The organism is Desulfobacter curvatus DSM 3379 (genome assembly GCF_000373985.1).
In the GTDB taxonomy this organism is placed as follows: Bacteria; Desulfobacterota; Desulfobacteria; order Desulfobacterales; family Desulfobacteraceae; genus Desulfobacter; species Desulfobacter curvatus.
This window is the reverse complement of sequence record NZ_KB893001.1, coordinates 24,018-39,912: the sequence shown is the minus strand read 5'-3', so window position 1 is coordinate 39,912 and position 15,895 is coordinate 24,018. Positions and strand designations below refer to the sequence as shown.

The following is a 15,895-nucleotide window of genomic DNA, read 5'->3' as shown; positions in this document are numbered from 1 at the left end:
GAGTCTTTAGTTCAAGAAATACACAGGTGGAATGGTGCGGGCCGGAAATAATACAGTGGTGTTAACGCTTTATTCAAATCTGAATAAAAAGTTACCCACCCAGGTACGTATTTTGGTATCATCTGTGGCGGCCGGACATGATGGCGCAAAAAAGGTACCGGAAAAATAAAACAGGCACATAAAGAGGAGCGGATAGTTTAAATATGTTTTTCAGATATCTTGATAAAGACATCAAACTTGGTTTGACCATACCCCAGTATGCCGATGAACTGTTTGAACTGACCGACAAAAACAGGGAATTTCTGAAACAATGGCTGCCATGGCTTGATTCAATTACAACGCCCCTGGATACCAAAAAATTCATAGACGCGCAGTTATTAAATTTTCAGCAGGGCAAGGCATTGCACATGACAATCTTCTGCAAAGACAGAATTGCCGGCGTATTGGGTTATAATCAGATCGACCCGGTTAACTGTATCGGTCATCTCGGATATTGGTTGGCCAGGGAATACAATGGCCGGGGGATGATGCGCAAAAGTGTCAGGGAGGCCGTTAAAATCGGGTTTACATCCTATGCACTTAACCGCATCGAAATCCGTTGTGCGGTGGACAATTATAAAAGCCGCGCCATTCCGGAAAGCCTTGGCTTTCAAAAAGAAGGAATTATCCGTAATGCTGAAAACGTATATGGAAAGTACCTGGATCATGTGGTTTACGGATTACTGAAAGAGGAACCGTACTATGAAACAAAACATTTATGACAATCCGGAGTTTTATGAACATTACATGGCGCTTCGGGCAAACGAAAGCGGTCTCAATGCCGCAATTGAAGAACCGGCGATTTACAGCCTTTTGCCCCCACTCGACGGGCTTCGCATCCTGGATATCGGCTGCGGTTTCGGAAAGTTTGCCTCCTATTGTCTTGGAAAAAACGCCGCATCTATTCTGGGCACAGACATATCCGCGAATATGGTTTCGGAAGCAAAAAACCGTATAAAGGACCCAAGGGCTGATTTTGTACAGATTGCCGCCGAGGATCTTGATGTGGCCCAGGGATCATTTGATTTGGCAGTCTCTTCAATGTGTTTTCATTACGTAAAAAATATCCGGCCGGTATTTGAGACCGTTGCTCTGTCTCTCAAAGAAGGCGGACATTTTATTTTTTCTGTGGAGCACCCGATCTGCACTTCGTTGCTCAAGGGATGGTGCAGTCTGGATGACGGGACCAAGAGGCATTGGCCCGTTGATGACTATAAAAAAGAAACCCTGCGGGTGTCCCGCTGGTTTGTTGACGGTGTAAAAAAATACCACCGGACCGTTGAAACGTACATCAACACACTGATCGACGCCGGTTTTTCGATTCAAAGACTCCTTGAACCCGGGCCGGCCCCCGATGCCGTCGCGGAACGGCCCGATCTTTTAGATCATTTGAGACGTCCGCCGGTTCTTGTATTGGCCGGGGTAAAAGCACAGCCGCATTCAGGAGTGTAAGCCGCTACTCATCATCAGTAGCGAGCCGTTCAAATACTATTTAGTGTCTGAGCGAAAACCTGGAAATTTTGTTGAGTACAAGGCGGGCTGAAATTTTAACCGGAGGAATACAAGGCGTATTTCGAGGATTAAAATTTTAGACCAACGCCGTAATCGGCAAAATTTACGGTTTTCGGTCGGGCACTATTTACACCGACCGACGCCTGAACAACCAGGCGGCCAGGGGCAGGGTGACGCCCGCCATGATCAGCAGCGGCCAGATCTGGGGCCAGATCGTGGCAAGATCTGCTCCCTCAAGAAAAATCCTGCGAAGGGCTGTGATGATGTGACGTACCGGATTGAGCATGTCTGCCTGTTGAAGCCACATGGGCATGTTTTCCACGGGCGTGGCAAGCCCTGACAACGTGATCGCAGGCATCAAGAATAGAAACGCGCCTAAAAGCCCCTGCTGCATAGTGGTGGACAGGGACGACACCAGCAATCCGATGCCCACAATGGTGAAAATAAAGCACAACAGGGAAACCACAAGAGCACTAACCGTCCCCCGGAAGGGGATGTGAAACCAGTGCACCGCGCCGCCGGCAAAGATCAGGGCGTCCAGCATACCAAAGACAATGCCGGGTATGGATTTGCCCACCAGGATTTCCACCGGACTGAACGGGGCCACCAGAAGTTGGTCAAAGGTGCCGAACTCTCGCTCCCTGGCAACGGAGAGGCTGGTGAGAATCATCACCACCACCGTGCTGATCACCCCGCCAAGGGCAGAGACCATAAACCACCGGCTGCTCAGGTTTTCATTGAACCAGGCCCGTTCCACCAGGGCCAGGCCAGGCCCGTTCTCCTGGGCTATGCCCTGCTCCAAAAGCGTTTTATTAAAATTTTCCACAATGGTGCCGAGATATCCAATGGCAATCATGGCCACATTGGGGCTTGTGCCGTCGGCAATGACCTGAATATCTACAGACCGGCCGGATCGCAGATTTTCTTCAAATTGAGACCCGATATGAATCACCAATCGGGCTTTTTTATGATCAATATTCTCTTTCACCTGCCCGTCATCTTCAAGATACCCTGTGAGCCTGAATCGTCCTGTGCCTTCAACATCGGCCAGAAAAACCCTGGACAGCACAGACCGGCTTTCGTCAAACACGGCATACCGGATATTTTCCAGGTCAAAGGTGGCAGCATAGCTGAAGACGAAGAATTGAATAATGGGCGGGCCAATCACCACAAACCGGCTTTTGGGGTCCTTCATGATGGTGAGAAGTTCCTTTAATATCAGGGCGGTCAGGCGTCTTAGGGTCTGCATGGTTACTCCAGTCGTTTTGACATTTTGCGAAATGCCAGTCCCAGGAACAAAAGTGCCATGAATGCCAGCACCAGGGCATTGGGCAGCAGCACAGGCCAGACATCCCCGGCGGCAAACAGGGTATGGGCGATGGTGACAAAATACCGGGCCGGGAAAAGATAGCTGATGATCTGGATAAATTTCGGTGTGGACTCAAGATCAAATATCAGGCCGGAGAGAAAAAATGCCGGTAAATAACCCGCCATAATGGAGGTTTGGGCCGCCACAAACTGGATGCGGATGGCTGCGGAAAGAAAAAGCCCGAACCCAAGGCAGGTGAACATGAACAGGGAACTCAAGCCGACGAGCGCGCCCACAGACCCCCGGAACGGCACCCCGAACAGGGTGGTGCCCACCACTACGGACAGACCCATGCCTAACATGCCCAGAAAATAGTAAGGCAGGGTTTTTCCCAACAGGATATCGACCTTGCGCAGGGGGGTTACCAGCATGGCTTCCATGGTACCGCGCTCCCACTCCCGGGCAATGACCAGGGCCGTGAGCAGGATGCCGATGAGCGTCATGATCAAGGTAATCAGACCCGGAATCAGAAAATACCGGCTGATGGCAGCCTCATTGAACCAGATGCGCTGGGATATGGACACCAGGGGAACCATGGTAGCTTGCCCCCGGGCCACCCGCATGGATGCCCATTTGGCACCAATGGTTTTCATATAGCCTTCAATGAGCCGGGCACGGTTGGCGTCGGTGCCGTTGATGATCAATTGGACCGGGGCCCTGTAATCTGTTTCGCTTCCTGCCGCTGCACCTTCAAGAATTGATGTAAAATTATTCTGCAAAAGAATAATGCCTTCGGCTTTGCGTGCCAGAACAAGGGATTGCGCCTGGGCCATGCTCTCGGCAGCCGTTATTTTGAAATTGGCAGAACTGGCAAAGCGTGCCGCAAGTTCCCGGGACATGGGCCCTTTGTCATGATTGACAAGCACCATGGGCACATGTTCGGCATCCAGGCTCACGCCATATCCGAAAATGATCAGCAATGCTATGGGCATGACCAGGGCCAGGATAATGGAGCTGGGGTCCCTTAAAATCTGGAGGGTCTCCTTGCGCAGCACACCGAAAAGGCGCATGAAAAATCGGGTCATGGCTGGTCTCCTTGGGAAAGAACGATAAAGGCATCCTCCATGGTGGGATCCGGGTTTTCCGGTGTCCGGGCCAGGCTGCGGATCTCCCCCGGTGTACCCATGGCCAGGGTTTTACCCCGGCTGATGATCACCATGCGGTCGCAGTATTCCGCCTCTTCCATAAAATGGGTGGTGACGATGACGGTCACTCCCTGTTCGGCAAATCCGTTGATGCGCAGCCAGAACTCCCGCCGGGCAAAGGGATCCACACCGGAAGTGGGCTCATCCAGAAACAGAATGTCCGGTTCGTGGAGCAGGGCCGTGGCCATGGAAAGACGCTGTTTGTACCCGCCTGGAAGCTGGCCGGCCGGTTTGTCCTGCCAGTCATCCAACCCGAATTCGTCAAAGGCCCAGGCTATTCTCTCTTTGAGCTGTGTGCCGGAAAGGCCGTATGCCCTGCCGAAAAATTTAAAATTGTCCGTCACACTAAGCTGGCCGTAAAGTGAAAACTGCTGGGCCATATATCCCAGGCGGGCCCTGGCTTTGGCACGGGATCGCCGCAGATTGCGGCCCGCCACCCGGATCTCCCCGGATGTGGCCGGTAACAGCCCGCACAACATGCGAAATGTGGTACTTTTACCGGCGCCATTGGGGCCCAGCAATCCGAAAATTTCACCCCGGCGGACATCAAGGGTGAGATTGGAAACAGCCTTAAAATCACCAAATTTTTTACATAGATTGTTTGTTATTACTGCCGCATCATTCCCGGATGACGTTTTTGGCACCCATGGCTTTGTCGTATCCGTAGAAGGGGTGTGAAGCTGGGCATCTCCTCTTGGAATCAGGGCCATAAACGCATCTTCAAAAGACGGGACTGCTGCTGTTATTGTGTTTGTCGCGCGATTCAGCAGAGTTGCAATTTTCTGCGTTCCAATGTCCTGGGTATTGCCGTTTTCCGGGGATGACGTGCTGTCAACGACCACCCGCACCCGCCCGGACCGGATGGTGGCGTCTGCAATGCCTTCCTGGCCGGCCAGGCGGGTATAAATCTGTCTGGCCCGCATCTGTTCATCCGGGGTGGCCAGAAAGACCCGGTCCTGCATGCCGGCTGTAAATTTGTCCGGACTGCCCTGGGCCAGAAGCCGTCCCTGGTGAAGCACCTTAACCTGGTCACAACGTTGCGCTTCATCCAGATACGCTGTGGAGACCAAAACCCCGATCCGTTCCTTTTCCACCAGTTCATAGACGATCTTCCAAAGCTCCCGCCGGGACACCGGGTCCACCCCCACGGTGGGTTCGTCCAGAAGAAGTAATTCAGGTGATTTTACCAAGGCACAGGCCAGGCCCAATTTCTGCTTCATGCCACCGGAAAGGTCCCCTGCCCTTCTTTTGATATACGGGGCAAGATCGGTCATGGCCAGCAGTTTGCCAAAACGGTCGTGCCGCGCTTTTAATGCAACCCCCTGGAGATCCGCATAAAGTCTTAAATTTTCGATGACGGTCAGGTCCTGGTATAAACCAAATTTCTGGGGCATATACCCCACACGGCTCTGAATTTCCAAACTGTGGTCCACAGTGTCCAGGCCCAGCAGGGTCATCTGGCCGGCCGTGGGCACCAAAAGCCCTGCGGCAATGCGGATAAGGGTGGTTTTCCCCGCACCATCCGCGCCCACAAGGCCGGTCACCCGGCCCTGGAAAATTTTGAGGCTGATCCCATCCAGGGCTTGGATCTTTTTACCGTTTGGAGTGTCAAAAGCCTTGCATATGCGGTCTGCATGCATCAGTGGGGTGTTTTCGACTCCCGTGTCCTTTATTGGCAATGCCACGCGGCTGTTCATACCGTATTCCAACGTTTCTCCAATCAGTCCGCAGGCCGGGCCGGGGACTGATTTTCATTAATGGCCACGGTCACGGGGGTGCCCAGACGCAGAATATCCTTTGGATCTTTTACAAACACCCGTGTTTCATATACCAGCTGGGTGCGCAGGTCTTCAGTGGCCACAGCCCTGGGGGTAAATTCCGCCACGGATGAAATAAAGCCCACCCATCCGTCCAAAGGCTGCCCGGGTAATGTATCCGTAAAAATTTGGGCGGTCATGCCCAGATTAATTTTTCCCAGCATGGGTTCCGGGATATATGCCCGCACCCATTTGGGGTCACAAAGCGCCAGGACAAAAGCGGGCTTGGAAGGCCCGGCAAGTTCCCCCTGTTCCAGGATTCTGGACTGGATGGTACCGTCGGCAGGGGCGGTCAGGGTCATGTCGGAGAGGCGCACATGAAGCTGATCAAGGCTTGCCACAAGGGCATTAAGCTGGTAGCGGGCCGCAGCGATATCCTCTTTACGCGGACCTTCGATGAGCAGATCCAAGGCTTTTTGGCTGGCCGATAACTGGGCCTGTTCAACCTTTAGCTGTGCTCTTGCATCATCATAGTTCTGAATACTGGTGGCCCCGGATCTGGAGGTAGCCTTGAGTCGCTTTACGGTGCGTAAGTTATTTGCCACCCGGGCCTTGGCGGCAAGTACCTCAGCCCGGGCCTGGTCTATCTCTTGGAAACGGCTGCCCGCTTCCAGCTTGGCCACGGTTTCTTGTTGGGCCGCGATCCGGGCCTGCAGTTCCTTGATGGTGGCATCAAGCTTTGCCGTGCGAAGTTTTGCCAACACCTGGCCTTTTTTTACACGCATGCCCTCTTCGACCAAAACCGCTTCGATCCGTTCCTGTTCGGCGAACGCAAGGGATGCGTCACGAATATCGATGGTGCCGTAAATTTTGAAGATACCGGCATTTTCATCTTGTTTTTTATTCTGATCCTGCCAATACATGTAAGCACCGGCTGCCGCAAGGATCAGTATGATGACGGGGAATACTTTTTTTTTCATGACTATTTCCTTATGAGCTGTTCGCTTGGTGTTTCAGTGATTGCCAGGGCATTGGACACAACCACCCTGCGGATTTCTTCTATTTCTTCAGGGGAATACCCTTCAAGGTCAAGCCCCCGGACAATGGTCTCCCGGGCAACCCGGAAAATGATCACCTGGCCCATGAGCGTCATGGCTGTGAATGTTGCCTGCCTGGGATCAGATTCGCCGGATACCGCCATGATCAATTTGGATAATGCATTGAGCACAGGTTGCAGAAAACCCCTAAAAATAGAGTCATAGGCAGAACTTGGGAACATCTGCTCCCGCAAGATGATTCTGGAAAACCGCGGGCCTTGTTCAGAACCGGCAATGAAATTAATAAATCGTTCCATGACGGCCCGGATCAATTCCCGGGCCTGCTGCCGGCCGGTATCTCCGGTAAAATTTGCTTCGCTAATTTGTCCCAGCAGCCCTCCGGCTTCTTCTTTGATCCGGTCAACAATATAGTCGATAACGGCCTGGTAAAGTCCGCCTTTGCCCCCGAAATAATAGGGAATGGCAGCAATATTCACGTTGGCCGTTTTGGCAATCATCCGGGTGGTGGCCGAATCAAAACCATGCCTGCCGAATACGTCTATGGCGGCTTCAAGCAACCGCTCTCTGGTATCAGGTGCGTTATCCTTTTTCACCACCATATCTCCCATTTTAGGTTTCAACATCTTTTAAAGATTAATTCAATCGATTGAATAAGTCAAATGAATAAATTATTATAACGACCATTGGCCGTCCTTGGTCTATCTACACCCAGGCTTCGGCCCACAACAAAGATAGAAAGAATCCAGTTAGTTGCTGGAGACCTTCTTATAAAAAAGAGATTTCAAATGACTGCCAGAAAGGCATCCACTACTTTGGGATCAAAATGGGTGCCGGAATTGTCTGTAATCATTTTTATGGATTTTTCCTTGAGCCAGCCGTTTCGATATGGCCGGTCGGAGACGACTGCGTCATATACGTCGGCAACGGCCAGGATTCTGGCGCCGATACAGATTTCTTCACCGGCAAGCATCAGCGGATATCCGGTACCGTCGAATTTTTCATGGTGCTGGTGGACAATAGGAACAACGTCGGCATATGCGTGAATTGGTTCCAAAATTTTTCCCCCTATGGATGGATGATCTTTGATGGTATCGTACTCATCGTCGGTAAGGCGGCCGGGTTTATCCAAAATGGACAAAGGGATGCCTATTTTGCCGATATCATGAAGGTAGGCTGCCCGGCGCAGGGTGTCCATTTCCTGCTGTTCCATATTCATGGCATTGGCGATCTTCATGGCAAGGGTTGTGACACGTTCCGAGTGACCGGCCGTCCAGGCGGATTTCGCGTCTACAGTTCTTGCCAACGCTTCCAGGGTCCCCACATTCAGCCGTTCCATTTCTTCCACCAGGAACGAATTAGACAAAGCCACAGTGATCTGATTGGCAATTTGGCGGGCGTGTTTGAGTTCATTGTTTAAAAAAAATTTTTGTTGTTGATACCCAAGTGTGATGATCCCCTTGAGCTTTTCGTCAATCATCATGGGAAGTATTAGTAGGCAATCATCAATGGAAATACCTACTTTGGCGGCTATTCGCTTGCCTAAACCCTGATCGGAAACAATGAAATGCTCCTCTATTCTTGCCAGTTTTTCCAGATCAATTTTAGACAGATCGAAAAATATTTCATGTGGTTTTCGCCTCTTTAAATCCGTGAGGATGAATCCGTGAAAAGTCTCCGGTTTTTTTTCAGCAGCCAGGCAGAGGGTTACGGAATGACATTCAAAAAAAAGAAACATTCGTTTTAATGCTATGTTGATGATCTGCCGGGTATTCAGTGAAGATAAAATTTCCCGATCAATTTTAGACCGTGTATTCAAATCTTCAAATTGCCGTTCGAGTTGTTCTGCCATGGTATTAAACGATTGGGCGACTTCTTCAAATTCGTCATTGCTTGCCACCTCAACAGGGGTTTTGAAATCCTGCCGGGCCACCCGCTGAGTTCCTTCTTTAATTTTTTCAAGGGGATCCAGACTCTTGCGTATATGGATAATACTCAACAGGAGAACGATCCATACCGTAAGCAGAATGACCAAGGGAAAAATAATTTCAAATTGGGCCAATGCCCTGAGTGCTTCTTTCTGCGGGTTTCTTAAAATCACGTTCAATACCGGTGCATCAAAGTTTGATTTTAAAAACAGGGGCCAGTAGCTGACAAAATAATCTTCTCCTTTATCATTGTACTCTAATATCCGGAATTGGGCGTTTCCGGTATCCCTGGCCAGGTGGCGGCGCAGGTCTCCGGTCAGGGGGAACGATGAAACCAAAACCTTTCGGTATTGATCCGTTATGCATAGATCTGTCATGGGCGGCAGGATATTTTCATGTCCGATTCCCCACAGATACAGCGTATTGATTTCTCCGATCAGGGTACTTGTTTTGTCAGCCTTCATTATCATATAAGCTTTGGCCGGAGCCGCCTTTTCCTTATCGTTTTCTTCAAAAATCAATGTGGTTTTATCCTGGGAGACACGGGTGGCTTTCTTGAGAAACGCATCTGAAAAAGCTTGAAACCGGCCGAACAAGGGTTCAGTTCGGCCTGCACTGTCAATCCGGCCCATGGCATTGAAATGTTGAAAAAATTTTTGGGTAACGGCCTCTGAGCGGGCAGATTTTACCAGACTTAGCTGCATATTTTTTTCCAGGTACAGCAGTCGCTCATAAATGGCCATGCCATGGGATTTGGCCGCATCCTGGAGATGTCTGGCGTTCTGTTTTTCAAGTTGGACTGACACCTGGATATAGGAAATCACGGAAAGAAACAGAATGGGAATAAGCGCACACGTCACAAATAAAAGAAAAATTCTTCTGCCCACTTTGCTTTGAAACAGGGATCGTCCTATTCGCATCTACGTTGTTCTCCTTTAATAATTTGAAACCAACCCGACAAACCCGCCGTCATTGGCTCTGACAATATCATCCCGGCTGGCTTCGGCAGTAAACGGGCCGGTACTCCTTCCATCCGGCCCCATGCTGTACAGGTCATAATCTGAATTTACAGGCACCATGAAATGATCCTTTCGCAATTGGCCGCTGGGGGTCCCGGCCACGGGAAGGTATCGATATGGGTTACCCCAGGGATCCGTCAAATTCGCCATGCCGATTGCCGCAAGGTCAGGGGGAAAAACGTCAAATTCAACGTAATAAACCAGTATATTTTTTTCAATGGCTTTAATATCTGAAATGGCAATGGTCACACGGACCTTGTCTTTAAGGTTAAGATATATTGGTGTGGCAATGGCGGCCAGTGTTCCGATAATGGCAACGACAATCATTAATTCGATGAGGGTAAATCCGCCTTTTTTGATATGGCTGTTCACCAGGCAAATTTGGGTTCTTAATTTGAAAAGCAAGCTCATGATAAATACCATCGACTTATTTTACGCGAAGATCTAAGATTGCATAAAAATTTGCATCTGGCAACTTTCCGGCATTTGAATGGCTGGCCCTGAACCCGAAAAATAAGGCAAGGCCCAGTTCAAATTTACCATCAAGTACTATAGAAAAAACCGGGCAGGTTTCTGCTTAAAGGCAAGACCCAGTTCAATGCGGTCCAGGACGGTCTGTTTTTCATTTGGAAACTGGTACCCTTCATATTCATGGTGGAGGACCAAATCTCCTGATGCTGTTCGCCAGTAGTTGCCCATATGGTCAAAGCAAACCTTGGATGTTACATCCAGGTTCCGGATCATCCGCCGTAGTTCAAGTAACTGTTCTCTGGGATCCAGCAGGGTGATCTTCCCCTGGTCGACCTGGTCAAACATCGGGGAGCCGGGGGCGGGCCTGAAGGGCCGGGACCGGATATAGTGGGGATTGACCTCACTGAGCACCCGGGCGGTATTTTCGGCGTGCTGGTCTGTCATCTCCTTACCGCCTAGGCCGGGCATCCAGTATTCCGAGACCTGAAAGCCGGCTGCCATGGCCTTTTTACCCCCCTCAATATGTCCGTCAGCCGTTACCCCTTTTTTGATCTGCTTGAGCAGGGCATCATCCCCGGTTTCAAGGCCCAGGTGGAGGCGGTCAAGACCCGCTTCGCGTATGGCCTTTAAATCCTCAAGGGAGCGCTGGGCCAGGGTCCGGGCCCTGGCATAGGTGGTGATTCTCTCAATGGAAGGAAAGGTTTCTTTAAGATGAGTCAATGCTGCAATCAGATCCTGGGGCGGCATAATCATCGAGTTGCCGTCCTGTATGAATGCGGTTTTCCCGCCCATTGCCATCCATTGGATCAGCATGTCCGCACCCGGATGGTGGTTTAAGCTCGGGGCTTTCTCAAGCAATGCCAGAATGGCCTCCCGGGTAACCCGGCCGCCGTGCCCCAGAGCTTTTGATTCGGCCTGAAGATCAACCACAAGGTTTGCCATGGCATTAATGTCGGCTTTAATTTCCGCCAGGGTTCTCAGGTTAAATTTTTTTCCCTTATACATCGTACAAAAGGTGCAGTGATTCCATGGGCAGTTCCGGGTAAAGCGAACCAGCAGGGAGGCGCTGCCCCCTTCACTGGGGGGGCGGTATATACCGGTTTCAAATGGATAGTCTCGGCTCATCATTACATCCTCATTTTTATTGTCGTCTATTATAGAATGTTAATCATGTTCCGGAAGTCAACCCATGGCGATGGAATGCTGTAGCAAATGGGTAAAAACAATAGAGGTCCTGATAGCTTTTTGCCGACAAGGCTTTAAACTTGTGCAGATCTCATTTAAAATCATTTATTTGAAAACAAATCGGAATGATTCATGACTGAAATGGCTCAATAACGGCCATGGGCTGACCTGGTCTATCAGCACCCAGGCCCAGCCCACAACGAATGTTGAAATATCTGTGTGGGTTACACAGACTTTCATATGAAAAAAATAAAGAGGATATGGATATGCCTAAAAACTGTTTTGTCATACAGGGGTTCGGAAAAAAACAGGATTATGAACAAGGAAAACTGTTTGACCTGGATGCCTCCTATGATGTGATTAAAGAGGCTGTTCAAGGTGCTGGTCTGGAATGTCATAGAGCGGACGAACTGCTGACAAGTAAGATCATTGACCAAGTGATGTATGATCAACTGCTGGATGCAGACCTGGTCGTTGCTGACATTACAACACTTAATTTCAACGCAGCCTTTGAGCTTGGTGTGCGGTATGCCCTGCGGCCATATGCAACAATTGTGGTGGGTGAAGAGGGAATGAATTTTCCATTTGATATCAACCATATCTGCATCCATACTTATAAGCATCTGGGCGAAGATATTGGATTCAAGGAAGCAAAAAGATTCCAGGAAGCGTTGAAAGAACTTGCTGAAAAGGTTGTTGAACAAGAAGAGGTAGACAGCCCGGTATATAAGTTTCTGCCGCAACTGCCTTCTAAAGGCTATGTGGAGGTGACCAAGAAAACAAAAGCGGAACAGGTCCAGCGATCGGCTCACGCAGAATCCGCTCCGCTACGTTATTTGACTGACAAGGCAAAAAGTGCCATGCGGAATGAAAAATTTGCCAGTGCCGCTGACTATTGGATGCAGGCCCGCAGCATATCGGGAAAAGACGATTATATCGTTCAGCAACTTGCACTATCCACCTACAAAAGTAAGCAGCCAGACGAAGAAACTGCGCTCAATAAAGCAAAATCAATTTTAGGGTACTTAAAACCACATGGCAGCTTCGATCCTGAGACATTGGGATTATGGGCTGCCGTGCATAAACGCTTGTTCGAGATTAACGAATATCACGAAAATCTCAGAGAAGCTGTTTTTGCTCTTGAGCGCGGCTTTTTTATCAAAAAGGATTATTATAACGGTATCAACCTCGCCTATATGATGGATGTTAAAGCATCTAAAAGCCAGGAACCTGAAAAAGGAGAACTGCATTGTATGGCGCGCTATATACGCCGTAAAGTCAAACAAATATGCAAACAGGCAATTGCTGATGAACATGTTAGGGACAATGAGGAATTCTGGATTCTGGCCACCCTTTACGAAGCCTGTGTCGGAACAGGCGAAAATGATGAAGCGGCTAAGTGGTATGCTGAAGCTGAAAAAGCCTCCAAAGAGTCATGGATGAAGGGATCAATGGATAAGCAGGTTCAAAAACTGCGCGCCTTGTTGAACCTGACTTAATCGTTTTTTGAAATGGACATTTACTTGACCTTATATCGACAGTTGATTACCATAATATTCGTCTTTACAAAATATTTTTGAAACAAAAGAACCGTTCTGAATGGGCAGCAAAAAAACAATCAGTAAGCTCTCTGGCTCCGTCGTATTTAATTTCAGACACGCTTTAGAGCGGATTTTCCGCTTAAAAGATAACACATGAATTCTGATTTTGAGGAGATAGAAATGCAAAATGATGTCAATAAACGGGCAAAACAGATCGTGGCAGGCTCAGCAGCCAAACCTGATGAGATAAAAGAGATCGTCAAAAAACTGAAAGAAAATTTCAATTTCGGTCTTTGCCGCAAGCTGCTGACCAAAATCAGTAATGAGTCGAAGAAAAAAGATCCTTTTCATACATGGTCTTTACAACAGCTATCGCTTTGCACTTACAAAGACGAAGAACTTGTACCGGCTAAAAGATTTGCACAAGCTTTGAAGATTTTAGAAAGTATCGGCCTGAGAAATATAGAGACCAAGGACCCGGAAACGCTGTCCTTAGGTGGAGCTGTCTTCAAACGCATGTGGGAATACAACGGACAACTCGAACATCTTTATGATGCTCTGTTTATGTACCGTGCAGCTTATGAACGTGCCCCTGACGAGGATCAGGGTTATGGCGGTATTAATGCGGCCTTTATTCTCCAAATTTTAGCCTCAAGGGCAAGAGCTGCACAGAATCGAAGCGGTACCCGTGCAAAAGAATGTGAAAAATTTGAAACTGACGCGGATGATCTGAGAAAAAAAATTGCCGCTCAACTTGAATCTCTTTTTCAAAATGATGAATCTCTGACAAAAAACAACTGGCTGGTTGTTACTCTGGCAGAAGCCCTGTATGGCCTGAAAAATTATGAACAGGCCGGAAAATGGCTTGCCAGATCAAAAAATTTGGAAATATCAGAATGGAAGCAGCAAACCACTTTTCGTCAGCTTGTATCCATTGCCAGGTACCAGGGTATCGAACTGCCTGAAGAGGGATCAAACCAGGCAACATGGCATGGTGCCTGGCAGGCGCTCTCCAATTTACTGGAAACGGATACGGAAGCAGCGCTTTCCTGTTACCGGGGAAAAGTCGGCCTTGCATTGTCGGGAGGGGGCTTCCGGGCATCTTTCTATCACCTGGGTGTTTTGGCCCGCCTTGCAGAAATGGATGTCTTGCGCAGTGTGGAAACACTTTCCACGGTTTCCGGCGGAAGTATTGTCGGCGCCCAATATTATCTGGCCGTAAAACATCACCTGGAGACCAAAGAAGACAACGATATCACCCGGGAAGATTATATTGAAATTGTTCGTAATGTTCAGGAGAATTTCTTTAACGGGGTAAAAAATAATATCCGAACTCTTGCTTTAGCGGATTTTAAAAAAAATCTGAAAATGATTTTTACAAAAAAATACAGCCGGTCCCATCGGTTGGGAGAGCTCTTCGACCAGAACTTCTACTCAGAATTCAAACCCGGCGTAACCAAAGACAACCCGATCACTATGGCGGACTTGTTAATCCAGCCCTGTGAAAAGGAAAAAAAGAGCTTTCACCCAAGATTCTCCAACTGGAAGCGTCGGGCCAAAGTGCCGACCATGCTGCTGAATGCCACTTGCTTGAACACGGGTCACAGCTGGCATTTTACTGCCCGTTCCATGGGTGAGCCTCCGGGACTGTTAGGCAATGAAGTGGATAAGAACTCACGTTACCGGCGTCTCTGGTATGGGCAGGCGCCGGACGAAGAACTCAGAGATTACCCGCTTGGCTATGCAGTGGCTGCATCGGCTTGTGTGCCGGGGTTGTTCGCCCCCCTGATGCTTAAAGATCTTTATCCTGACCGTGTGGTACGCTTGGTTGACGGCGGCGTGCATGACAACCAGGGGGTTCAAGGATTACTGGATGAAAATTGCTCGTTTATTTTATGCAGTGATGCTTCCGGACAGATGCAGGATATAAACAAACCTTCAGACGGCCTTCCATCTGTTTTACTCCGTACAAATTCAATAATGATGGACCGAATCCGGGAGGCACAATACCAGGATCTGAGGGCAAGGCTGGACAACCGGGCTCTCCAGGGATTATTTTTTATTCACTTGCAAAAAGATCTTCACGTCTGTCCCCAGGACTGGATAAAATGTCAAGATCCGACCCCTGAATCAAAAGATACCGACACGCCCCTTCCGTACGGTATTGACCCGAAACTTCAAAGGCTGATCGCCGGGATCCGTACAGACTTGGACTCTTTCAGTGAAGTGGAGGCCTATGCGCTGATGTATTCAGGCTATGTGATGACCGAACAACAATTCAAAACCCTTCAGGAACAACACCTAAAAGATGGCCAAAAAGGGACATGGGGCGGATTCCAGGTGAATGCGCCAAGGGGCAACTGGGAATTTCTTGACAAGCAATTTGAATCACTGCTTCAGACATCAAAAAATTCAGGCAAAGCTGGTAAAGATCTACAAAAACAAATTGAAACCGGCAGTTCAAAATTTTTCAAAATATGGAAACTCAATCAACCCCTGAAGATATCAGCTTTAGCGGCTGCTTTAGTCATTGCAGCAGGTTTGTTCTTTTACCTTAAGTCCCATTGGGGAGACGATTTTATTTACGTGTCATTGAGTGTGGGATCTTTTACAATCGTTTTTTCTCTGTTACTGGGATCGATTTTTTTCCCTATGATCAAATGGCTTCGTCCTGAAAAAGCTGCCCGCAGTATTATTTTAAAAATTCTCGGTGCCTTGGTTGGTTTTATTTTTGCGAAACTTCACATTTCAATTTTTAACAAAATGTTCCAGGACAGAGGAAAGTTGTCCAGGTTGTTGAATTTAACGCAGAAATAAAACGTTCCGCCATTTTTATAAACAAGTCTGTGTAAGCTATACAGATCTTTCAACTTT

The 15,895-nt window shown here is 48.7% G+C and carries 12 protein-coding genes; 4 read left to right on the top strand and 8 right to left on the bottom strand.

Going from position 1 to position 15,895, the window contains the following annotated elements:
- The first annotated feature begins 203 nt into the window (after positions 1-203).
- The gene (locus B147_RS0108145; protein ID WP_020586718.1) at positions 204-761 is read left to right on the top strand and encodes a GNAT family N-acetyltransferase; all 558 of its coding nucleotides are present in this window, start codon (positions 204-206) and stop codon (positions 759-761) included.
- Positions 742-1,491: a class I SAM-dependent methyltransferase gene (locus B147_RS0108140; RefSeq protein ID WP_020586717.1), complete on the top strand. Its 750-nt coding sequence runs from the start codon at positions 742-744 to the stop codon at positions 1,489-1,491. The genes B147_RS0108145 and B147_RS0108140 overlap by 20 nt, the downstream gene beginning before the upstream one ends.
- A 187-nt stretch (positions 1,492-1,678) precedes the next feature.
- Here B147_RS0108140 and B147_RS0108135 read toward each other — a convergent pair whose 3' ends face one another.
- The 8 genes from B147_RS0108135 to B147_RS0108100 form a co-directional block, all read right to left on the bottom strand.
- Positions 1,679-2,800 (bottom strand): ABC transporter permease, encoded by a 1,122-nt coding sequence (locus B147_RS0108135; RefSeq protein ID WP_020586716.1) that lies wholly within the window; start codon positions 2,798-2,800, stop codon positions 1,679-1,681.
- A 2-nt stretch (positions 2,801-2,802) separates the two neighbouring features.
- On the bottom strand, positions 2,803-3,945 hold the full coding sequence (locus B147_RS0108130; protein ID WP_020586715.1) for an ABC transporter permease: 1,143 nt from the start codon (positions 3,943-3,945) through the stop codon (positions 2,803-2,805).
- Complete coding sequence (locus B147_RS0108125) at positions 3,942-5,762, bottom strand: ATP-binding cassette domain-containing protein (RefSeq protein ID WP_020586714.1); 1,821 nt, start codon at positions 5,760-5,762, stop codon at positions 3,942-3,944. The genes B147_RS0108130 and B147_RS0108125 overlap by 4 nt, the downstream gene beginning before the upstream one ends.
- Positions 5,763-5,785: 23 nt before the next feature.
- Positions 5,786-6,802: an HlyD family secretion protein gene (locus B147_RS0108120; RefSeq protein ID WP_020586713.1), complete on the bottom strand. Its 1,017-nt coding sequence runs from the start codon at positions 6,800-6,802 to the stop codon at positions 5,786-5,788.
- Between the two features lie 2 nt (positions 6,803-6,804).
- Positions 6,805-7,473, bottom strand: coding sequence for a CerR family C-terminal domain-containing protein (locus B147_RS31725; protein WP_211216926.1), 669 nt, complete (start codon positions 7,471-7,473; stop codon positions 6,805-6,807).
- 188 nt (positions 7,474-7,661) lie between these two features.
- The gene (locus B147_RS0108110) at positions 7,662-9,725 is read right to left on the bottom strand and encodes an HD domain-containing phosphohydrolase (RefSeq protein WP_020586711.1); all 2,064 of its coding nucleotides are present in this window, start codon (positions 9,723-9,725) and stop codon (positions 7,662-7,664) included.
- 15 nt (positions 9,726-9,740) lie between these two features.
- Complete coding sequence (locus B147_RS33145; RefSeq protein WP_020586710.1) at positions 9,741-10,235, bottom strand: prepilin-type N-terminal cleavage/methylation domain-containing protein; 495 nt, start codon at positions 10,233-10,235, stop codon at positions 9,741-9,743.
- 138 nt (positions 10,236-10,373) lie between these two features.
- Positions 10,374-11,423, bottom strand: coding sequence for a radical SAM protein (locus B147_RS0108100; RefSeq protein WP_026259571.1), 1,050 nt, complete (start codon positions 11,421-11,423; stop codon positions 10,374-10,376).
- A gap of 317 nt (positions 11,424-11,740) precedes the next feature.
- Here B147_RS0108100 and B147_RS0108095 point away from each other — a divergent pair, with 317 nt between their 5' ends.
- A complete protein-coding gene (locus B147_RS0108095; protein WP_026259570.1) occupies positions 11,741-12,979 on the top strand; it encodes a tetratricopeptide repeat-containing protein in 1,239 nt (412 codons plus the stop codon).
- A 222-nt stretch (positions 12,980-13,201) separates the two neighbouring features.
- Positions 13,202-15,838: a patatin-like phospholipase family protein gene (locus tag B147_RS0108090; RefSeq protein ID WP_157237823.1), complete on the top strand. Its 2,637-nt coding sequence runs from the start codon at positions 13,202-13,204 to the stop codon at positions 15,836-15,838.
- Positions 15,839-15,895: the final 57 nt, after the last annotated feature.

Bases quoted from the DNA above. Each gene is read 5' to 3' on its own strand.
- B147_RS0108110 (WP_020586711.1), bottom strand. From the start codon at position 9,725: ATGCGAATAGGACGATCCCTGTTTCAAAGCAAAGTGGGCAGAAGAATT.
- B147_RS0108145 (WP_020586718.1), top strand. From the start codon at position 204: ATGTTTTTCAGATATCTTGATAAAGACATCAAACTTGGTTTGACCATA.
- B147_RS0108095 (WP_026259570.1), top strand. From the start codon at position 11,741: ATGGATATGCCTAAAAACTGTTTTGTCATACAGGGGTTCGGAAAAAAA.
- B147_RS0108090 (WP_157237823.1), top strand. From the start codon at position 13,202: ATGCAAAATGATGTCAATAAACGGGCAAAACAGATCGTGGCAGGCTCA.
- B147_RS0108125 (WP_020586714.1), bottom strand. From the start codon at position 5,762: ATGAACAGCCGCGTGGCATTGCCAATAAAGGACACGGGAGTCGAAAAC.
- B147_RS33145 (WP_020586710.1), bottom strand. From the start codon at position 10,235: ATGAGCTTGCTTTTCAAATTAAGAACCCAAATTTGCCTGGTGAACAGC.
- B147_RS0108140 (WP_020586717.1), top strand. From the start codon at position 742: ATGAAACAAAACATTTATGACAATCCGGAGTTTTATGAACATTACATG.
- B147_RS0108135 (WP_020586716.1), bottom strand. From the start codon at position 2,800: ATGCAGACCCTAAGACGCCTGACCGCCCTGATATTAAAGGAACTTCTC.
- B147_RS0108130 (WP_020586715.1), bottom strand. From the start codon at position 3,945: ATGACCCGATTTTTCATGCGCCTTTTCGGTGTGCTGCGCAAGGAGACC.
- B147_RS0108100 (WP_026259571.1), bottom strand. From the start codon at position 11,423: ATGATGAGCCGAGACTATCCATTTGAAACCGGTATATACCGCCCCCCC.
- B147_RS0108120 (WP_020586713.1), bottom strand. From the start codon at position 6,802: ATGAAAAAAAAAGTATTCCCCGTCATCATACTGATCCTTGCGGCAGCC.